Below are 17,250 nucleotides of genomic sequence, written 5' to 3' on the forward strand. Positions count from 1 at the left end.
AGGGGGAAGGCGGGCTGACTCAGCCCGCCTTCTTCTTGCTCGGGCTCTTCTTGGCCTTCGACGTGCCGCCGGACGAATCCGACCGTGCAGCCTTGGTGCGAGCGACGCTCGCGCGAAGCGCCTCCATCAGGTCGATGACCTCACCGCTCTTGGCATCGCCTTCCGCCTCACCGAAGGCATCGGAGACATCGAACGTGTCGCCGGCCTCGATCTTCGCATCGATCAGCGTGCGCAGTTCCTTCTGATACTCGTCGACGAACGACTCGGGGTCGAAGTCCGCCGAGTAGCTGTCGACGAGCGACGCCGAGAGCTCGAGCTCCTTCTTCGAGATCCGCACGTCCTCGTCCAGCGCCGGGAACGCCGCCTCTCGGACCTCGTCGGCCCACAGCAGCGTCTGCAGCACGAGCACCTTGCCACGCACGCGGAGCGCCGCCAGGCGGGTCTTCTGTCGAAGCGTGAAGCGCACGATCGCCGTGCGATCGGTCTGCTCGAGCGTCTTGCGCAGCAGCACGTACGCCTTGGGTGACTTCGAGTCGGGCTCGAGGTAATAGGGCTTGTCGAGCGTGAGAAGGTCGACCTGGTCGGACGGCACGAACTCGACGACGTCGATCTCCCGGCTCTTCTCGGACGGCAGGGCCGCCAGGTCGTCTTTGGTGAGCACGACCGTCTGACCCTCCTCGACGTAGGCGCGATCGATGTCGGCGTAGGCCACCGTCTCGCCGCACACCTCGCAGGTGCGCTGGTATCGGATCCGGCCGCCGTCCTTCTCGTGCACCTGATGCAGCGGCACATCGTGGTCCTCAGTGGCGGAATACACCTTGACCGGCACGTTGACGAGGCCGAAGGTGAGCGCACCCTTCCAGATCGTTCTCATGAGCCCAGTGAACACCAGCTGCGCAGTCCCCGGCCAGTGCCTTGACTACGCTGGCGTCATGGTCGCAGAGGCGCAGAACGTGCAGATCGAGGGTCGTCGCCTGCGCATCACCAACCTCGACAAGGTCGTGTACCCCGAGACCGGCACCACCAAGGGCGAGATCATCGCGTACTACACGGCGATCGCCCCGCACCTCCTCCCGGTGCTCGCGGGCCGTCCGGTGACCCGCAAACGCTGGGTGGACGGAGTGGGAACAGCGGACTCGCCCGCGGACGCGTTCTTCACGAAGCAGCTCGAGCCCGGGGCGCCGGAGTGGATCCCGCGACAGGCGATCCTGCACTCGGACGGCCCGAAGGACTACCCCCTCGTCCAGGACGTCCCCACGCTGGTGTGGTTGGCTCAGGTCGCCGCGATCGAGCTGCATGTGCCTCAGTGGCGCTTCGCCCCTGACGGCCTGCCCGGGAAGCCGGATCGCCTCGTCCTGGACCTCGACCCGGGCCCGGGCGTCGGGCTCGCTCAGTGCGCCGAGGTCGCGCGGATCGCCCGAGGCCTGCTCGGCGGCATCGGACTCGATCCTGTGCCGGTGACGAGCGGCAGCAAGGGAATCCATCTCTACGCGGCTCTTCCGGGGCAGCAGACGAGCGGAGAGATCTCCGCGGTCGTGAAGGAGATCGCCCGCCTCATCGAGACCGAGCATCCGGATCTCGCCACCAGCACGATGGCCAAGGCGGCCCGTGGCGGGAAGGTCTTCCTCGACTGGAGCCAGAACAACGGCAAGAAGACGACGATCTCGCCGTACTCGATGCGCGGCCGCGCGCAGCCCTGGGTGGCGGCTCCGCGCACATGGGACGAACTGGACGACCCCGAGCTCGCGCAGCTCGACTTCGCGACGGTGCTCGAGCGCGCGGATTCCGGACCAGACCCCATCGCTCCGCTTCTCGCCGCCCACGCCGCGCTCCGAGAGACCGGTCCTGCATCCGAGCCCCGAGCAGAGGTTGTGCGCACGAGTTCACCGACCAGCCACCACCGGCCGCGCATCTCCGCCGCGACCCCTCAGACTCCATCGGCTCCCGCATCCGTCTCCCCCATGCTCGCCGAGAACGGCACCCCGGCGATCGCCCGCACTCTGAGCTCACCCTCGTGGGTGGAGGTCAAATGGGACGGCATCCGGGCGATCGGCACCTGGGCAGACGGTCGGATGCTGCTGCACGCCCGCAGCGGCACCGACATCACCGCTCGGTACCCCGAGTTGACCGCAGACGGTGCACCGTTCCTCCCTGTGTCCGACGCGATCGTCGACGGAGAGATCGTGGCGGTCGACGCACAGGGTCGGCCGAGCTTCTCGAAGCTGCAGAACCGCATGCACCTGACACGGCCGCGCGAGATCGAGCGCGAAGTCGTTCGCACCCCCATCGTCTACATGGCCTTCGATCTGCTGCGTCTGGATGGTCACGACCTCCGGGCGATGCCGCTCTCGGAGCGACGGACACTTCTCGAGGAGGTCGTCGCAGATCTCGACGCGCCGGTGCAGGTGCCCCCTGTCTTCGATGATCTCGATGCTGCTCTCGCCGCGAGCGACGAGTTCGGTCTCGAGGGCGTCGTCGTCAAGGACCCCGCCTCGCGGTATCGGCCCGGCCAACGTTCGCCCGCCTGGCTGAAGATCAAGCACACTCGCATGCAGGAGGTCGTCATCGTCGGCATCCGCCCCGGCAAGGGCGACCGCGAGGGGACGTTCGGTTCACTGCTGCTCGCGGTGCCCGAATCGTCGGGACGACTGCGATACGTCGGGAGGGTCGGCACGGGATTCACCGATCGGATGCTGCGCGACCTGCTCAGCCGACTCGCGCCGCTGCGCGTCGACTCCGCGCCGGTCGATGACGTGCCCGCTCCCGACGCGTCGGACGCGCTCTGGGTCGAGCCGGAGCTCGTCGGCGAGGTCGAGTTCGCGAACTGGACACCGGACGGCGTGCTGCGTCATTCCCGCTGGCGCGGACTCCGCCCGGACAAGAGCCCCGGTGAGGTGGTCGTCGAGTCCTGATGCTCAGGCGTGGTGCGGCTCGCAGTCCGACTGCTCGGCCGGCTCGATCTGGAACGTCGAGTGGGCGACGTCGAAATGGTGCGACAGACACCCTTGCAGATCGCTCAGCAGCTTCGCCGAGCGCCCGTCCGCGAGGAGAGCCGGGTCGACACTGACGTGAGCGCTGAACACGGGAGCGCCGCGGGTCAGCTGCCAGACGTGCACGTCGTGCACGCCGACGACGCCGTCGTAATCGAGGAGGTGCTGTCGGATCTCGCTGACCGCCGTGCCCTGGGGCGCCGATTCGGAGAGCACCGAGAACACTTCACGCAGCAGCGCGATGGCTCGCGGGATGATGAGCACAGCGATCATGATCGACGCGAGCGCGTCGGCGGGCATCCAGCCCGTCGCGACGATCACCAGGGCCGCGATGATCACCATCGCCGACCCGATCAGGTCGCCCATGACCTCGAGGTAGGCACCCCGCACGTTCATGCTGGTGCGTTGGGCACGGCTGAGCAGCCACATCGAGATCGCGTTCGCCACGAGCCCGACGACGGCGACGATCAGCATCAGCCCACCCGTGACCTCGGTCTCCCCCGGGTCGATCAGGCGACCGACGGCTTCGACGCCCACCCATCCGGCGAGCAGGATCAGGATGATCGCGTTGATCAGCGCTCCGAAGACCTCGGCACGCTGGTATCCGAACGTGCGGCGATCGTCGGCAGGTCGGGCGGCGACGGCCGCGGCGATGAGCGCGACGACCAGGGCCGAGGCGTCGGTGAACATATGAGCCGCATCCGCCAGCAGCGCGAGCGAACCGGTGAGCAGCGCACCCACCACCTGTACGACCATGATCGTCGCGGTCAGCGTCAGCGAGATCGCCAGCAGGCGGCGATGACCTGCCGAACGGATGCCGCCGGCGGCGGGCGCATGATCGTGCATGACTCCAGGCTAGACCGGCTCGCACCTGCTCAGGCGGCTCACCGGCCAGTCGGGAATGGTGATGATTCTCAGTAGGCGTGTGCCGTCAGCGCGGACGGGAGTATTCGAGCACCACGCATCCATTGTCGAACGAGCGCACCGTGTCGAGGGCGAACGGAGTCGGGGCGAAACGATGGCTCGCCATCGGGATGCCGGACCCCGCGATCACCGGGTACTTCTTCACGATGAGGCTATCTATCTCGTCGAGCAGCACGCCGGCGAGCACCGCTCCGCCCGCCAGGTAGATTCCGAGGCCGGGTTCCGCCTTGAGTGCGCGGACCCTCGCGACAGGATCCGTGCGCACGATCTCGACGTTGGCCTCGCCCGGATCGTCCAGAGAGCCGCTGAACACGACGGTCCGCAGGTGCGAGTACGGGTCTGTGATGCCGAGGGCCAGCGCGGGTTCGTAGGTCCGACGGCCCATCACGACGGTGTCGAAGCGGGTGAGCGATTCCTCTGCGCCACCGCGCGCCGCGCGCACATGCGCCGGCTGGATGTCGGCGAGTTCTGTGCCGAGGGTCTCGGCGAATGCCGGGGTCACGGGAAAGAAGTCGACCTCGTCGTCAGGGCCGGCGATGAATCCGTCGAGCGTGACACCGATGTAGTAGGTGAGTTCGCGCATGGCCTCAGAGTAACCACTACGCATGAAGCACGTCAAGCGTAGTGGTCATGAGTGGCTCAAAGGTCGACGAGCAACGGCACCAGTTCCGCGAACGCGCGGGCACGGTGAGACTGCGCCTGCTTCTCACCCGCGGTGAACTCGCCGACCGTCCGCTCGGCTCCCCGCGGCTGACCCTCCGGGATGAAGATGGGGTCGTAGCCGAAGCCGCCACCGCCGGACGCGGTGGTCGCGAGCCGGCCCGGCCAGTTCCCGACGACCACGTGCTCAGCCCCCTCCGGGGTCACGAGCGCGATGGTCGAGTTGAAGTGGGCCCTGCGGTGCGGATCAGCGATATCGCGCAGCTGGTCGAGCAGCAGCTCCAGATTGGCCGCCGCATCCTTCTTCTGCCCCGCCCAATAGGCCGAAAAGACGCCTGGCGATCCGCCCAGCACGTCGACGCAGATGCCGGAGTCGTCGGCGAGGGCCGCGAGTCCGGTGTGCGCCGATGCTGCACGCGCTTTGATCAGGGCGTTCTCCGCGAACGTCACACCGTCTTCGACGGGCTCCGGCCCGTCATACGCGATGATCTCGAGATCAGGGCGGGCGGATGCGACGATCTGCTGGAACTCCGCGACCTTATGCGGATTATGCGTGGCGAGGACGACCTTCATCAGCCTGCGATAGCCTTCAGCTGGTGATCCTTGAGGTCGGCGCAGCCCGCGACGCCCAGGTCGAGGAGGGCGTCGAGCTCACGCTTGTCGAACGGTGCGCCCTCGGCGGTGCCCTGCACCTCGACGAAGAGACCACGGCCGGTCACCACGATGTTCATGTCGGTCTCTGCGCGTACGTCCTCGACATATGCCAGATCGAGCATCGGCTCCCCGTCGATGATGCCGACCGAGATGGCGGCCACCGAATCGAGCAGCGGCGTGGCGTTCTTGCCGATGAACTTCTTCTCGCGGCCCCACTCGATCGCATCCGCCAGAGCGACGTAGGCGCCCGTGATCGCGGCGGTCCGGGTGCCTCCGTCGGCCTGCAGCACGTCGCAGTCGATCACGATCGTGTTCTCACCCAGCGCCTTGGTGTCGACCACCGCTCGCAGTGCGCGACCGATGAGACGGGAGATCTCATGCGTGCGTCCGCCGATGCGACCCTTGACGCTCTCTCGATCGTTGCGGCTGTTGGTCGCGCGGGGCAGCATCGAGTATTCCGCCGTCACCCACCCCTTGCCTTTGCCGGTGAGCCAGCGGGGCACGCCGTTCGTGAACGATGCCGTGCACAGCACCTTGGTTCCGCCGAAGCTGATCAGAGCCGAGCCCTCGGCATGGCTGCTCCATCCGCGCTCGATCGTGATCTCGCGGAGCTGGTCGGTGGAACGGCCGTCGGCGCGGACGATGCTGGTCATGGGATTCCTTCGGATGGAGGCGGATGAAACGGATGCTGCTGCCGGGCTACTGCCCCGGGACGGCTTCGGGAAGCGTGATGACGCCGGTCTGCACAAGCTGCACGTCGCGCACCTCGCGGCCCATGAGGCGGTTGGCGAGAGCCGTGAACTCGGTCGTCGAGTCACCGGTCGCCTCGTAGACATACGTGGCCACGGCGTCCGGCGATGCGAGGAGGTCGCCTCGCACGAGCTGTCGGTACACGTCCTCAGCGGTCTCGTCGTCGCTCGAGACGAGGGTCACGCCCTCCCCCATCACGTAGCTGATCGCTCCGCGAAGGAAGGGATAGTGGGTGCAGCCGAGAACGAGCGTGTCGACATCGGCGTCGCGCAGCGGGGCGAGGTACTCCTCGGCCGTGGCCAGCACCTCCGGTGTGCCGGTGATGCCGCCCTCGACGAACTCGACGAAGCGGGGGCACGCCGCCGTGAAGACCTCGAGCCGCTCGTTCACCTCGAGCATGTCCTGGTAGGCGCGTGAGCCGATGGTCCCCACGGTGCCGATGACACCCACGCGACCGTTGCGGGTCGTCGATACGGCGCGGCGGACCGCAGGACCGATCACCTCGACGACGGGGATGTCGTACCGCTCACGGGCATCACGAAGCATGGCGGCGGATGCGGTGTTGCACGCGATCACGAGCATCTTGACGCCCTGATCGACCAGACTGTCGAGGACCTCGAGGCTGTAGCGTCGCACGTCGGCGATCGACTTCGGGCCGTAGGGCGAGTGAGCCGTGTCGCCGATGTAGACGAACGATTCCCGGGGCAGCTGGGCTCGGATGGCCCGCGCCACCGTGAGTCCGCCGACACCGGAGTCGAAGATTCCGATCGGGGCGTCGTTCATGACTACTCAGCCTACCCGCGAGCGGCGCGCGCCACGCTCAGCGACCCGAACGGTCGCCCTCACTAAGCTGAGCGGATGACGACGTCCACGGCACTTCTGACCGATCGTTACGAGCTGACCATGCTCGCCGCCGCGCTGCGCGATGGCACCGCATCACGGCCCAGTGTGTTCGAACTGTTCTCTCGGAGGCTGTCAGGAGGTCGGCGATTCGGTGTCGTGGCCGGCACCGGGCGTCTGCTCACACTGCTGCGTCAGTTCCGTTTCGGGGACGACGAACTGCGGTTCCTCCGCGACAACCAGGTCGTGGATGCCGAGTCCCTGACCTACCTCGAGAACTACCGTTTCACGGGCTCCATCCGCGGCTATCGCGAGGGTGAGCTGTACTTCCCCGGCTCCCCGATCCTCACGGTCGAGGGCAGCTTCGCCGATGCTGTCGTGCTCGAGACGCTGGCCCTCAGCGTCCTCAATCACGACTCCGCGGTCGCCACGGCCGCCTCCCGGATGAGCATCGCCGCGGGCGAGCGCCCCCTGGCCGAGATGGGATCCCGCCGCGCCGCCGAGCAGTCCGCCGTGGCCGCCGCTCGCGCCGCCTACATCGCCGGATTCCACGCGACGAGCAACCTCGAAGCCGGTCGTCGGTGGGGCATCCCCACCATGGGCACCGCGGCTCACTCCTGGACGCTGCTGCACGAGACAGAGGAAGAGGCGTTCCGGTCGCAGATCGACAGCCTCGGAACGGACACGACGCTCCTCGTCGACACGTATGACATCCGCACGGGCGTCGACACGGCCATCCGAGTCGCCGGAGCGGAGCTGGGCGGCGTACGCATCGACTCCGGCGATCTGCCGATCGTCGCCGCTGAAGTGCGCGCGCAACTCGACGAGCTCGGAGCGACGGGCACCCGCATCACGGTCACGAGCGACCTCGACGAGTACGCGATCGCAGCCCTCGCCGCGTCGCCGGTCGATGCCTACGGCGTGGGCACCTCGGTGGTCACGGGGTCCGGATACCCGACGGCGAGCATGGTCTACAAGCTCGTCGCTCGGCAGGACCCTCACGGCGCATGGATCGGTGTCGCGAAGGCGTCGACCGACAAGGCGTCGCACGGTGGGCGCAAGGCGGCGTTCCGCACGCTGGTCGACGGCGTGGCCGCGACGGAGACCGTCGTCGTCTCCGACGGATTCGAAGAACTCGACACGCCCGCCGAGCATTCGGACGGACGCGCGCTGCAGACGACCTTCGTCGAGAACGGCGAGATCGACGCCGCCTTCGAAGGACCCGGGGGAACCGCCTCGGCCCGAGCGCACCATCTGCGGGTGCGGGAGGAGCTTCCGGTCAGAGCACTCGCCCTGAGCAAGTCCGATCCGGCGATTCCCACAGTCTTCGTCGACGTGGACTGAGGCACCCGCGGGGTCGGCTCAGCCGACCATCGATTCGTAGATCTCCTTGCACGTGGGGCAGATCGGGAACTTCTCCGGGTCACGGCCCGGGGTCCACTTCTTGCCGCACAGCGCGCGCACCGGCTTGCCGGTGATCGCCGATTCGAGGATCTTGTCCTTCTTGACGTAATGCGAGAAGCGCTCGTGGTCGCCCGGCTCGACGTTCTCCTCACGGAGAAGTTCTTCGAGTTCGCGATCAAGCGTTGCCACGCCGCCCTGATCGGGGCTGTCCAGGGGAGTACTCATGCCGAGAGTCTAGCCTCGGACGCACCCGGGTGGGCGGTCGTCACGCGGTCTCGACGAACTCCATCAGACGCTCGCCTTCATGCTCGAAGATGCGCCCGCCGACGCCGACACCGATCGCGAACACCGCGACACCCGTCGCGAGTCCGGCCCAGAACGTCGCGGGGGCGAACTGCGATCCCTCGCTCATCGTGAGCACGAGCAGCCAGATCGTCGGCGCGCTCACGATGATCGCTCCGAGGAACGCCGCGGCCGGGCCGTAGGCGCCGCGCGACGTGGGTCGCTGCGGCTGCTGGAAGGGGCTGTCGCCCGGGCGGGACACGGCATAGGGCGCGATCACTGACACGATGCTCGAGAGTCCGAGAGCCGACAGCAGCAGGCTCGCCCCGAGGCCGGTGAGAGGCAGAAGCAGACGCCAGTCATCGATCCAGAGCAGCGTGAGGGACACGGCGACCGCAAGCACGGGAACGGCCACGAGCATCACGGGAACGAGTCGCCCCAGCCGATCGGGGATCCCGCGTACACCGCTCGCCACGTGCGTCCAGAGCGCGGTCGAGTCGTAGGCCACGTCGTTGTGAGGCAGCCACCCGAAGAACAGCGCCATCACCGGCACGGGCACGAGCGCAGCGATCTCGAGCGGCACACCCGCCACGAGGAGCGGCAGGACGGTGAGCGCCCCGGCGATCGGGACCACGATGAGGTTCATGATGTATCGGCGGTCGCGCAGCCAGTAGACGAGGCTGCGTGAAGCGATCGCGCCGAACGCGTTCGAGGGAAGCAGGCCGAACCAGCCGAGACCGGAGCGCTCCCGAGAAGCCGCAGGACGCTCGGTCGTGGTCAGCAGCCTGCGAACGAGCCACGACCACACCACCCACAGCGCCACCGCGGTGAGAAGTGCCACGATGCCGCTGATCCAGTTGCCGGACGTGTCGTCCGTCGCGAACGAGAAGAGGAACCGCGACGATGCGGCGAAAGGAGTGAACCCGATCGTCGCCGTCAGCGCTCCGACCGCCGCCGGCACGTGCCCGTCCCATTTGAGGGATGCGAGGAACACGGCCACCGGGAATGCGATCACGACCACTGCCAGAGCGAAGAGGGCCGTCAGCTCGCGCGAGCGACGCTCGGGCAGCAGTAATGCGTTCACCGCCATGCCGATGCGGGCCGACAGGACCGTCGACAGCAACCCGACGATGCTCGTCAGCACCGCGACGAACCAGGGTGCGCCGAGCCTTATCGCCACGACGCACGCGCTGATGTTCACCGCGACGAGAGCGAGACTGGGGACGCTGACGAGCGAAGCGAGGGCGAGGATCCACGGCATCTGCCGCTCGTCGACGCCGAACACCGCGAATCTGCGGGGGTCGAGCTGGTCGACGGCGCCCACGAGGATCGGCCCGACCAGGAAACCCAGGAGCAGCGCGGCACTGCCGAGCACGATGACCGTGCGCGCGACGGCGACGGGGGCGTCATCGAGACTGAGGATCGCACCGCACACCACGGCGGTGAGCACCACTACGACCGCGAGCATGACCAGGGTGCGCACCCGACGTTCGCCGCGGAGCGATCCGATCAGAAGCGCCGCCCTCAGTCGGAGAACGTGTGCAGCCACTCGAGCCCCTCCACCTCACCGATACCACCCGAGAGCTCGACGAAACGCGCCTCGAGCGTCTGTCCCGCGCGCACCTCGTCGATCGTGCCCTCGGCGAGAACCTCTCCCCCGACGATGATCGCGACGCGCGAGCAGACCCGCTCGACGAGATCCATGCCGTGGCTCGACAGGACCACCGTTCCGCCGTGCGCGACGTAGGCGCGCAGGATGTCGAGGATGACCGCCGAGGACACCGGATCGACGGCCTCGAACGGCTCATCGAGCACGAGCACTCTCGGCGAGTGGATCATGGCCCCCGCGAGCATGATCTTCTTGGTCATACCAGCCGAGTAGTCCGAGACGACGCGGTTGAGCGCCTCTCCGAGGTCGAAGGCGCGCGCGAGATCGGCGACGCGCTTCTCGATGACCGCCGAGGCGAGCCCTCGCAGGAGTCCGTAGTAATAGAGCAGCTGCCGTCCGGTGAGTCGATCGAACGTGCGGAGACGGTCGGGCAACACGCCCATCATGCGCTTCGCGGCGAGAGGCTTCGTCGACTGATCGATGCCGCAGATCACGACCTGGCCCGCGTCGGCGCGCAGCAGCCCGGCCACGATCGACAGGGTCGTCGTCTTGCCTGCGCCGTTGGGACCGACGATGCCGTAGAACGAGCCCGCCGGAACCGTGAGATCGATACCGCTGACGGCGGTGTGATCCCCGAAGCTCTTGATGAGACCTCGGATACGGATGGCCTCGGCCCCCGACGCCGCCTCGACTCCGCTGACAGCATCCTCGGTCGTGTCGGCATCGGACACCGCCTCGACGAGTTCCGAGGTCGCACTGTCGTCGACGGCGTCTTTCTCGGCGGTGTCCACGGCAGGTGACGCACCCCCGGCGCTGTCATCGACCCTCTCGCCTTCGCTGCCGACAGGAACCGGATCCGCGGGGGCCGACTCCTCTGTCACCGGCGGCTGGTCTGTCACCGGCGACTGGTCTGTCACCGGCGACTGGTCAGGGAGTCGCGCAGGCGCCTGGGCTACGGCCTCGGCCTCTGTCTCCGCCTCTGCCTCTGCCTCTGCCTCTGCCTCTGGCGCGACGGCCTCATCGATCGGGTCCACCTGCACGGGTGCGGACTTCTGGGACGTCGCGTTCTCAGCCACGTCTCCCTCTACGGAGTCGGCGTCGCTCTCAGCCTCGGCCTCAGCGGCCGCCTTCGCCGCAGCGGCCTTCGCCGCCGCCGTCTTCGCCGCAGCGGTTCGCGCGGCCGCGGTCTTCGCCGCAGCGGTTCGCGCGGCGGAAGTGCGCGCTGCGGACTTCGCCGCCGCGCTCTTCTCCCCCGCAGCCTTGGCCGCAGCGGTCTTCGCCGCGGTCGCCTTGGCCGTCGGTGCGGAGCCCTGAGTGCCGGCAGCCTTGGCCGCCGCCTTCGCCGCAGCCGTCTTGGCCGCCGTGCTCCTCGCAGCGGCCGTCGGAGCGGCGGCGGATCGCGCCGACGACGACTTCGTCGCCGCCGCGCGCGCGCTCGCGCCGCCCGTCGTGGTCTTGCCGGAACCTGCGCGAGCGGCGGTGGTCTTCTTCGAGGCGGCCGATCGCGGCGCGGCGCTCTCGCCGCTGCGGTCGATCTTGAGCGCCGGCTCGGCGATCACCTCGACCGTGACCGCCGCCTTGTCTGCGGCGGCCTTCGACGGAACACGCGCTGCAGCGGGAGCCTTCTTGGCGGGAGCCTTCTTGGCGGGAGCCTTCTTGGCGGGAGCCTTCTCGGCCGGAGCCTTCTCGGCCGGAGCCTTGCGGGCGGGTGTCTTCTTCGGGGCGGCGGGCGCGGCGTCAGCCGCCTGTACGGTGGGGTCGTCGGAGGAAGAAGCAGTCACCGTCCTACGGTATCAACGCGTGCCGACTTTCTTCGGGTCGCCGCAACAATTCACCCCCCGCGACGATCTTCCACGCCGTTCTGCGCAGCACCTGGACGAATCTGAGTGTTGGGTGTGTACTGGATCACGAATTGACAACAGCGACGTCAACCCCCGGGGCTTCCCAGGCGCGATCGCTAGCATGGCTCTCGGCACGACGAAGTGTCCGGTCGGTTAACCGACCATGAACACATACTTCATTTAGGAGCACTCGTGACTCTTCAGACCGTCATCCTCGCCGCTGGCATGGGCTCGCGCCTCGGCCGCGCGCTGCCGAAGCCGCTCACGGAGCTGAGCGACGGACGCACGATCATGCGCCAGCAGCACGACAACATCCGCGCCGCCTTCGGATCGGACGCCCGCATCACCGCCGTCGTCGGATACCGCGCAGAGACCATCATCGACGCGTTCCCGAACGTGAACTACGTGCACAACGAGCGCTACGACGAGACGAACACCTCGAAGAGCCTGCTCCGCGCCCTCGGCGCGACCGGCAAGTCCGGAGTTCTGTGGATGAACGGCGACGTGGTGTTCGACCCGATGATCCTCGGCCGCGCGGCCGCATACATCGAACGCGACCAGTCCTTCGTGACCGTCAACACCTCGAAGGTCAGCGACGAGGAGGTGAAGTACACGGTCACGGCCGAGGGCTTCATCAACGAGCTGTCGAAGACCGTCAAGGGCGGGCTCGGAGAGGCTGTCGGCATCAACTACATCTCCTCTGCGAACAAGAAGGCGTTCATGCGCCAGCTGCAGCGCGTGGAGGACCAGGACTACTTCGAGCGCGGCCTCGAGCTCGCGATCGCTGAAGACGGCCTCCTCCTCGAGCCGATGGACGTCTCCGACCTGTACGCGGTCGAGGTCGACTTCGCCGAGGACCTCGAGCGGGCGAACCTGTTCGTCTGATCCTCTTCCACGAAAGCCCGGCCCCGTCAAGGGAGCCGGGCTTTCGGCTTTTTCGCGGCCGGGCTTCCTAGGATCGATCCATGGCCCCCAAGGTGCACAAGATCCACTCCCTCCCCGACGACGCCGCGTGGGACAAGGGGGTGCCCCCGGTGGGCTCGGCGGAGCACCCGATGATGGTCCGCGGACTCGATCGCGTGCTCGCGATCCAGCGCCCGCTCGTGCTCGCACACATCCGCAGCATCCGGCTGCGCAATCCGCAGGCATCGCCCGAGCAGATCATCCGCATCCTCGAGCGCCGCTATCTCGCCGCGGTCACCACCGGCGGTGCCGCCGTCGGCGCGACCGCCGTCGTGCCCGGCATCGGCACCGGCATCACACTCGCGCTGTCCGGCGTCGAGACGGTGGGATTCGTCGAGTCGACGGCGCTCTTCGCGCAGTCCGTCGCGGAGGTCCATGGCATCGCCGTCTCGAACCCCGACCGGGCCCGGGCGCTGGTCATGACTCTCATGCTCGGCAAAGAGGGAGTCGCCCTGGTGAGTCAACTCGCCGGGCAGGCGACGGGCCGCGGAGGAAGCCGGTCGTCGTATTGGGGCGAGCTGGTGACCACGTCGCTGCCTCGGGCGGCGGTCGGACCGCTGGTCGATCGGCTCAAGAGCATGTTCCTCAAGCAGTTCACTGCCGTCGGAGGCGCCTCATTCATCGGCAAGGCGCTGCCGTTCGGCGTCGGCGCTGCCATAGGAGGCGCGGGCAACCACATCCTCGGACGACGCGTGCTGACGACGTCTCACCGCGCGTTCGGTGCGCCTCCGATGGATCTGCCCGTCGAACTCGAACCGATCGGCGGAGCGGAGAAGCTCGAACTGCGGATGCTGCACGGCGCGCAGTTCGTCGGCGGCGCCGTGGCCGGGGCGGCCGGCTCGGCCGCCCGCGGAGTCGGATGGGCGGGTCGGCGGATCGCCTCGGTCGGTCGGGGTCGCAGGAGCGCGACCCCCGAGATCGCCGGAACGCACGACCTCCCGGGTGAGCTCGGGTCGGAGCCCTCGGGGGCACGCCGCGACTGAGGGACGAGCTCTGGGCCCCGAGCGCCGCGTCTGACGACAGGAGCCAAAGGATCCGACGACCCGTTGTAGCGAGCATCCAACGGACGGAGCCGACGCGACGATAGGGTGGAATCCGTGACGGACAAGCCCGAACTCTCGACCACCGCCGGCAGAATCGCAGACCTCCGCGCTCGCTACAACGAAGCCGTTGTCGACGCCGAGAAGGTCGCGCAGGAGAAGCAGCACGCCAAGGGCAAGATGACCGCCCGCGAGCGCATCGAACTGCTCGTCGACCCAGGAAGCTTCGTCGAGTTCGACGAGTACGTGCGCCACCGCACCACCGCCTTCGGGATGGATCGGAATCGCCCGTACGGCGACTCCGTCGTGACGGGTGTGGGCACGATCCACGGCCGCACCGTCGCGGTGTACTCGCAGGACTTCACCACCTTCGGCGGGTCACTCGGTGAGGTCTCCGGCGACAAGATCATCAAGATCATGGAGTTCGCGCTCTCGGGCGGCATGCCGATCATCGGCATCCTCGACTCCGGCGGAGCGCGCATCCAGGAGGGCGTGCTCGCGCTCAGCAAATACGGCGAGATCTTCCGCCTGAACACCCGCTCCTCGGGAGTCATCCCGCAGATCTCGATCATCATGGGCCCGGCGGCCGGCGGCGCGGTCTACGGCCCGGCGCTGACGGACTTCGTGATCATGGTCGACAAGACCAGCCAGATGTTCGTCACCGGTCCCGACGTCATCAAGACCGTCACCGGTGAGGATGTCGGCATGGAGGAGCTCGGCGGCGCCCTCACGCACAACACCCGATCGGGTGTCGCGCACTATCTCGCCCAGGACGAGGATGACGCGCTCGACTACGCGCGCACGCTCCTCAGCTTCCTGCCCGACAACAACATGGCCGAGATCCCGGGATACGAGAGCGGTTTCGAGTGGGAGACCACGGATGCCGATCGCTCGCTGAACACGATCATCCCCGACTCCCCCAACCAGCCGTACGACATCCACACCGTGATCGAGCATGTCGTGGACGCCGGCGACTTCATCGAGGTCCAGCCGCTGTTCGCCCCGAACATCGTGATCGGCTTCGGGCGCGTCGAGGGCCGCTCGGTCGGGATCATCGCGAACCAGCCGTCCCAGATGGCCGGGACGCTCAACATCGAGGCCGGCGAGAAGGCCAGCCGATTCGTGCGGTTCTGCGACGCGTTCTCGATTCCGATCGTGACTCTCGTCGACGTGCCTGGTTACCTGCCCGGCACCGACCAGGAGTGGACCGGCGTCATCCGGCGCGGCGCCAAGCTCATCTATGCCTACGCCGAGGCGACGGTGCCCCTGGTCACGGTCATCCTGCGCAAGGCCTATGGCGGCGCCTACATCGTGATGGGCTCGAAGCAGCTCGGTGCGGATGTCAACCTCGCCTGGCCCACGGCGGAGATCGCCGTGATGGGCGGCCAGGGCGCCGTAAACATCCTCTACCGCGGCGAGATCAAGCGCGCAGAGGAGGCCGGCGAGGACGTCGCGGCCGTCCGCACGCGCCTCGCAAACGAGTACACCTACAGCGTGACCTCGCCGTTCCTCGCCGCCGAACGCGGCGAGATCGACGGGATCATCGAGCCGGCGAACACTCGCGTCTCGATCGCCAAGGCGCTCCGAGCCCTCCGCGGGAAGCGCGCCGAGCTTCCCCCCAAGAAGCACGGGAACATCCCGCTGTGACCGAGCATGCGACGTCGGATGAGCATCCGCCGACGATGGAGATCACGCGCGGCGTTGCGAACGAAGAGGAGCTGGCTGCTCTCATCGCCGTGGTGAGCGACGCCTACGCACAGGAATCGGCGGAGGCCGTGGCCGAGGAGCCTCGCGTCTCCGCGTGGGAACGAACACAGCGACCGCTGCGTCGCGGGCTGCGGCGGGACATACCCTGGGGCCGCTTCGCCCGCTGACCCGGCCACATCGGAGAGCCTGCGAGACCCGGAGCCCCCCAGCCACCGGGCCACGCAGACGACCCTCCGATTGATGCGGGGCCGTCGCCCCTGGCACCCATTAACCCCAGATGGCGCATCTCTTCGATAGTACATCGATTGGAGTTATCACCGTGGGTGTTCAACCGATATACCGGTATGCGAATCGAACGGTCGTTCACTCTTCGAGGTAGAGGTCGGACGCGCGCGGCGTGAGGACCGCATCGAGCACGACGCACGCGGCACCCACGGCGCCGACATCCTCTCCCACGATCGCCCCGTCGACGCGCAGCGTGCGAACCGAGCGAGTCGCGCTCCGTCGGTCCAACTCCTCGGGGATCTCGCGCAGATAGATCTCTGCCAGGGGTGCCCAGAAGGGACCGCCGAGCACGATGCGATCCACGTCGAGCACGTTCGACAGCACCGCTATCAGCACGGCGAGATGACCGGCCGACCGCCGCACCACCTCGAACGCCGACATCTCGCCGGCCGAGGCGAGTGCGCACAGGCGTGTGAACCGCTCGCCCACTCCGTTCGCCGCGCTGCCCTCCGGGTCGTCGAGGAGCACCCCCGCTGCCTCTGCCTGCTCGACGATGGCCTGCGGCGTGCACACGACCTCGACGCATCCTCGTGCACCGCAGGCGCATGGCGGCCCGTCGGGGTCGACCATGATGTGGCCGATCTCGCCGAAGTTGTGCGTGCTGCCCGTCACCACGGCGCCCTCACGTGCGGCAGAGGCCCCGAGCCCCGTGCCGAGGTACACGAACAGGAAGGAGCTCTCGGGCGCCGTGTCGCCGGTCCACAGCTCCCCCACCGCCGCGGCGGTGGTGTCTTTCTCCAGCGTGACCTCGAAGCCGGTCGCCGCCGCGAGGACGGAGCGCAGCGGCACACGGTGCCACCCGTCGAGTTTCGGGGGGTCCACCACGGTGCCCTTCGCCGAGTCGAGCGGTCCGGGGGCGGCGACGCCGACGCCGGCGACGAGTGCGCGGTCGACGCCGGCCTCATCGACCAGAGTCGCGATCGTCTTCGCCATCGTCTCGACGATGCGCTGCGGGTCCCTGTCGTGCGTGCGCACGACGCGTCGCGCGACCACATTCCCGGACATGTTCAGAAGCACGAAGGTGATCACCGCCGGGTCGAGATGCACGCCCACCGAGAAACGGCTCTCTGCGACGAGACGCAGCGTGACGCGTGGCTTGCCGGGCCCGTTGATGGTACGCCCAGCTTCCGCGATGAGTCCCTCATCGAGCAGGCGCCGCGTGATGTTCGTGATCGTCTGGGCGGAGAGCCCTGTCGCGTCGACGAGCTCGATCCGGCTGAGCCCCTCACCGGATCGGCGGATCGCCTCGAGGATGACAGATTGGTTGAAGTCACCCATTCGAGGGAGATTGGTTCCTCGAC

General features: G+C 67.9%; 16 protein-coding genes. 6 read left to right on the top strand and 10 right to left on the bottom strand.

The features are described 5' to 3' along the window. Positions 1-19: 19 nt before the first annotated feature. Positions 20-874: a Ku protein gene (locus AB0N61_RS00415; RefSeq protein ID WP_167947761.1), complete on the bottom strand. Its 855-nt coding sequence runs from the start codon at positions 872-874 to the stop codon at positions 20-22. A gap of 58 nt (positions 875-932) precedes the next feature. On the opposite strand from AB0N61_RS00415, the gene ligD reads away from it, so the two are divergent. After that, positions 933-2,912, top strand: a complete 1,980-nt coding sequence (gene ligD, locus AB0N61_RS00420; protein WP_363360979.1) for a non-homologous end-joining DNA ligase — start codon at positions 933-935, stop codon at positions 2,910-2,912. 3 nt (positions 2,913-2,915) lie between these two features. Here the strand turns inward: ligD and AB0N61_RS00425 are convergent, their stop codons facing one another. The 5 genes from AB0N61_RS00425 to murI all read right to left on the bottom strand — a co-directional run bounded on the left by AB0N61_RS00425 (position 2,916) and on the right by murI (position 6,761). Next, entirely contained in the window at positions 2,916-3,836 is a 921-nt protein-coding gene (locus AB0N61_RS00425) for a cation diffusion facilitator family transporter (RefSeq protein ID WP_167947762.1), read from the bottom strand. An 85-nt stretch (positions 3,837-3,921) separates the two neighbouring features. Next, on the bottom strand, positions 3,922-4,497 hold the full coding sequence (locus tag AB0N61_RS00430) for a dihydrofolate reductase family protein (RefSeq protein WP_363360982.1): 576 nt from the start codon (positions 4,495-4,497) through the stop codon (positions 3,922-3,924). A gap of 56 nt (positions 4,498-4,553) precedes the next feature. Beyond that, a complete protein-coding gene (gene rdgB / locus AB0N61_RS00435) occupies positions 4,554-5,147 on the bottom strand; it encodes an RdgB/HAM1 family non-canonical purine NTP pyrophosphatase (RefSeq protein ID WP_167947763.1) in 594 nt (197 codons plus the stop codon). Next, positions 5,147-5,881 carry a ribonuclease PH gene (gene rph / locus AB0N61_RS00440; protein WP_363360984.1) on the bottom strand — a complete coding sequence of 245 codons (735 nt, stop codon included), beginning with the start codon at positions 5,879-5,881 and terminating at the stop codon, positions 5,147-5,149. The genes rdgB and rph overlap by 1 nt, the downstream gene beginning before the upstream one ends. Before the next feature lie 46 nt (positions 5,882-5,927). Continuing rightward, the gene (gene murI / locus AB0N61_RS00445; protein ID WP_167947765.1) at positions 5,928-6,761 is read right to left on the bottom strand and encodes a glutamate racemase; all 834 of its coding nucleotides are present in this window, start codon (positions 6,759-6,761) and stop codon (positions 5,928-5,930) included. Between the two features lie 75 nt (positions 6,762-6,836). Here murI and AB0N61_RS00450 point away from each other — a divergent pair, with 75 nt between their 5' ends. Next, positions 6,837-8,162 carry a nicotinate phosphoribosyltransferase gene (locus AB0N61_RS00450; RefSeq protein WP_363360987.1) on the top strand — a complete coding sequence of 442 codons (1,326 nt, stop codon included), beginning with the start codon at positions 6,837-6,839 and terminating at the stop codon, positions 8,160-8,162. Between the two features lie 18 nt (positions 8,163-8,180). Here AB0N61_RS00450 and AB0N61_RS00455 read toward each other — a convergent pair whose 3' ends face one another. From AB0N61_RS00455 to AB0N61_RS00465, 3 genes are read right to left on the bottom strand one after another with little or no spacing between them, the layout of a single operon-like run. After that, a complete protein-coding gene (locus AB0N61_RS00455) occupies positions 8,181-8,447 on the bottom strand; it encodes a DUF3039 domain-containing protein (protein WP_053096965.1) in 267 nt (88 codons plus the stop codon). A gap of 40 nt (positions 8,448-8,487) precedes the next feature. Continuing rightward, a complete protein-coding gene (locus AB0N61_RS00460) occupies positions 8,488-10,053 on the bottom strand; it encodes a hypothetical protein (RefSeq protein ID WP_363360989.1) in 1,566 nt (521 codons plus the stop codon). Beyond that, a complete protein-coding gene (locus AB0N61_RS00465; protein WP_363360991.1) occupies positions 10,029-11,894 on the bottom strand; it encodes an ABC transporter ATP-binding protein in 1,866 nt (621 codons plus the stop codon). The genes AB0N61_RS00460 and AB0N61_RS00465 overlap by 25 nt, the downstream gene beginning before the upstream one ends. A gap of 252 nt (positions 11,895-12,146) precedes the next feature. On the opposite strand from AB0N61_RS00465, the gene AB0N61_RS00470 reads away from it, so the two are divergent. The 4 genes from AB0N61_RS00470 (at position 12,147) to AB0N61_RS00485 (ending at position 15,831) form a co-directional block, all read left to right on the top strand. Next, a complete protein-coding gene (locus tag AB0N61_RS00470) occupies positions 12,147-12,839 on the top strand; it encodes an NTP transferase domain-containing protein (protein WP_167947768.1) in 693 nt (230 codons plus the stop codon). An 80-nt stretch (positions 12,840-12,919) separates the two neighbouring features. Further along, complete coding sequence (locus AB0N61_RS00475) at positions 12,920-13,900, top strand: hypothetical protein (protein ID WP_363360994.1); 981 nt, start codon at positions 12,920-12,922, stop codon at positions 13,898-13,900. A 105-nt stretch (positions 13,901-14,005) separates the two neighbouring features. Further along, positions 14,006-15,604 (top strand): acyl-CoA carboxylase subunit beta, encoded by a 1,599-nt coding sequence (locus AB0N61_RS00480; protein WP_167947769.1) that lies wholly within the window; start codon positions 14,006-14,008, stop codon positions 15,602-15,604. Next, positions 15,601-15,831, top strand: coding sequence for an acyl-CoA carboxylase subunit epsilon (locus AB0N61_RS00485; protein WP_363360996.1), 231 nt, complete (start codon positions 15,601-15,603; stop codon positions 15,829-15,831). Before AB0N61_RS00480 ends, AB0N61_RS00485 begins: the two co-directional genes overlap by 4 nt. Positions 15,832-16,027: 196 nt before the next feature. Here the strand turns inward: AB0N61_RS00485 and AB0N61_RS00490 are convergent, their stop codons facing one another. Further along, positions 16,028-17,227 (bottom strand): ROK family transcriptional regulator, encoded by a 1,200-nt coding sequence (locus AB0N61_RS00490; protein ID WP_363360998.1) that lies wholly within the window; start codon positions 17,225-17,227, stop codon positions 16,028-16,030. Positions 17,228-17,250 lie beyond the last annotated feature (23 nt).

It is taken from the genome of Microbacterium sp. NPDC089320 (assembly GCF_040684875.1).
Classification (GTDB): domain Bacteria; phylum Actinomycetota; class Actinomycetes; order Actinomycetales; family Microbacteriaceae; genus Microbacterium.

Coding starts and splice junctions, on each gene's coding strand:
- AB0N61_RS00415 (WP_167947761.1), bottom strand. CDS start 874: ATGAGAACGATCTGGAAGGGTGCGCTCACCTTCGGCCTCGTCAACGTG.
- ligD (WP_363360979.1), top strand. CDS start 933: ATGGTCGCAGAGGCGCAGAACGTGCAGATCGAGGGTCGTCGCCTGCGC.
- AB0N61_RS00425 (WP_167947762.1), bottom strand. CDS start 3,836: ATGCACGATCATGCGCCCGCCGCCGGCGGCATCCGTTCGGCAGGTCAT.
- AB0N61_RS00430 (WP_363360982.1), bottom strand. CDS start 4,497: ATGCGCGAACTCACCTACTACATCGGTGTCACGCTCGACGGATTCATC.
- rdgB (WP_167947763.1), bottom strand. CDS start 5,147: ATGAAGGTCGTCCTCGCCACGCATAATCCGCATAAGGTCGCGGAGTTC.
- rph (WP_363360984.1), bottom strand. CDS start 5,881: ATGACCAGCATCGTCCGCGCCGACGGCCGTTCCACCGACCAGCTCCGC.
- murI (WP_167947765.1), bottom strand. CDS start 6,761: ATGAACGACGCCCCGATCGGAATCTTCGACTCCGGTGTCGGCGGACTC.
- AB0N61_RS00450 (WP_363360987.1), top strand. CDS start 6,837: ATGACGACGTCCACGGCACTTCTGACCGATCGTTACGAGCTGACCATG.
- AB0N61_RS00455 (WP_053096965.1), bottom strand. CDS start 8,447: ATGAGTACTCCCCTGGACAGCCCCGATCAGGGCGGCGTGGCAACGCTT.
- AB0N61_RS00475 (WP_363360994.1), top strand. CDS start 12,920: ATGGCCCCCAAGGTGCACAAGATCCACTCCCTCCCCGACGACGCCGCG.
- AB0N61_RS00490 (WP_363360998.1), bottom strand. CDS start 17,227: ATGGGTGACTTCAACCAATCTGTCATCCTCGAGGCGATCCGCCGATCC.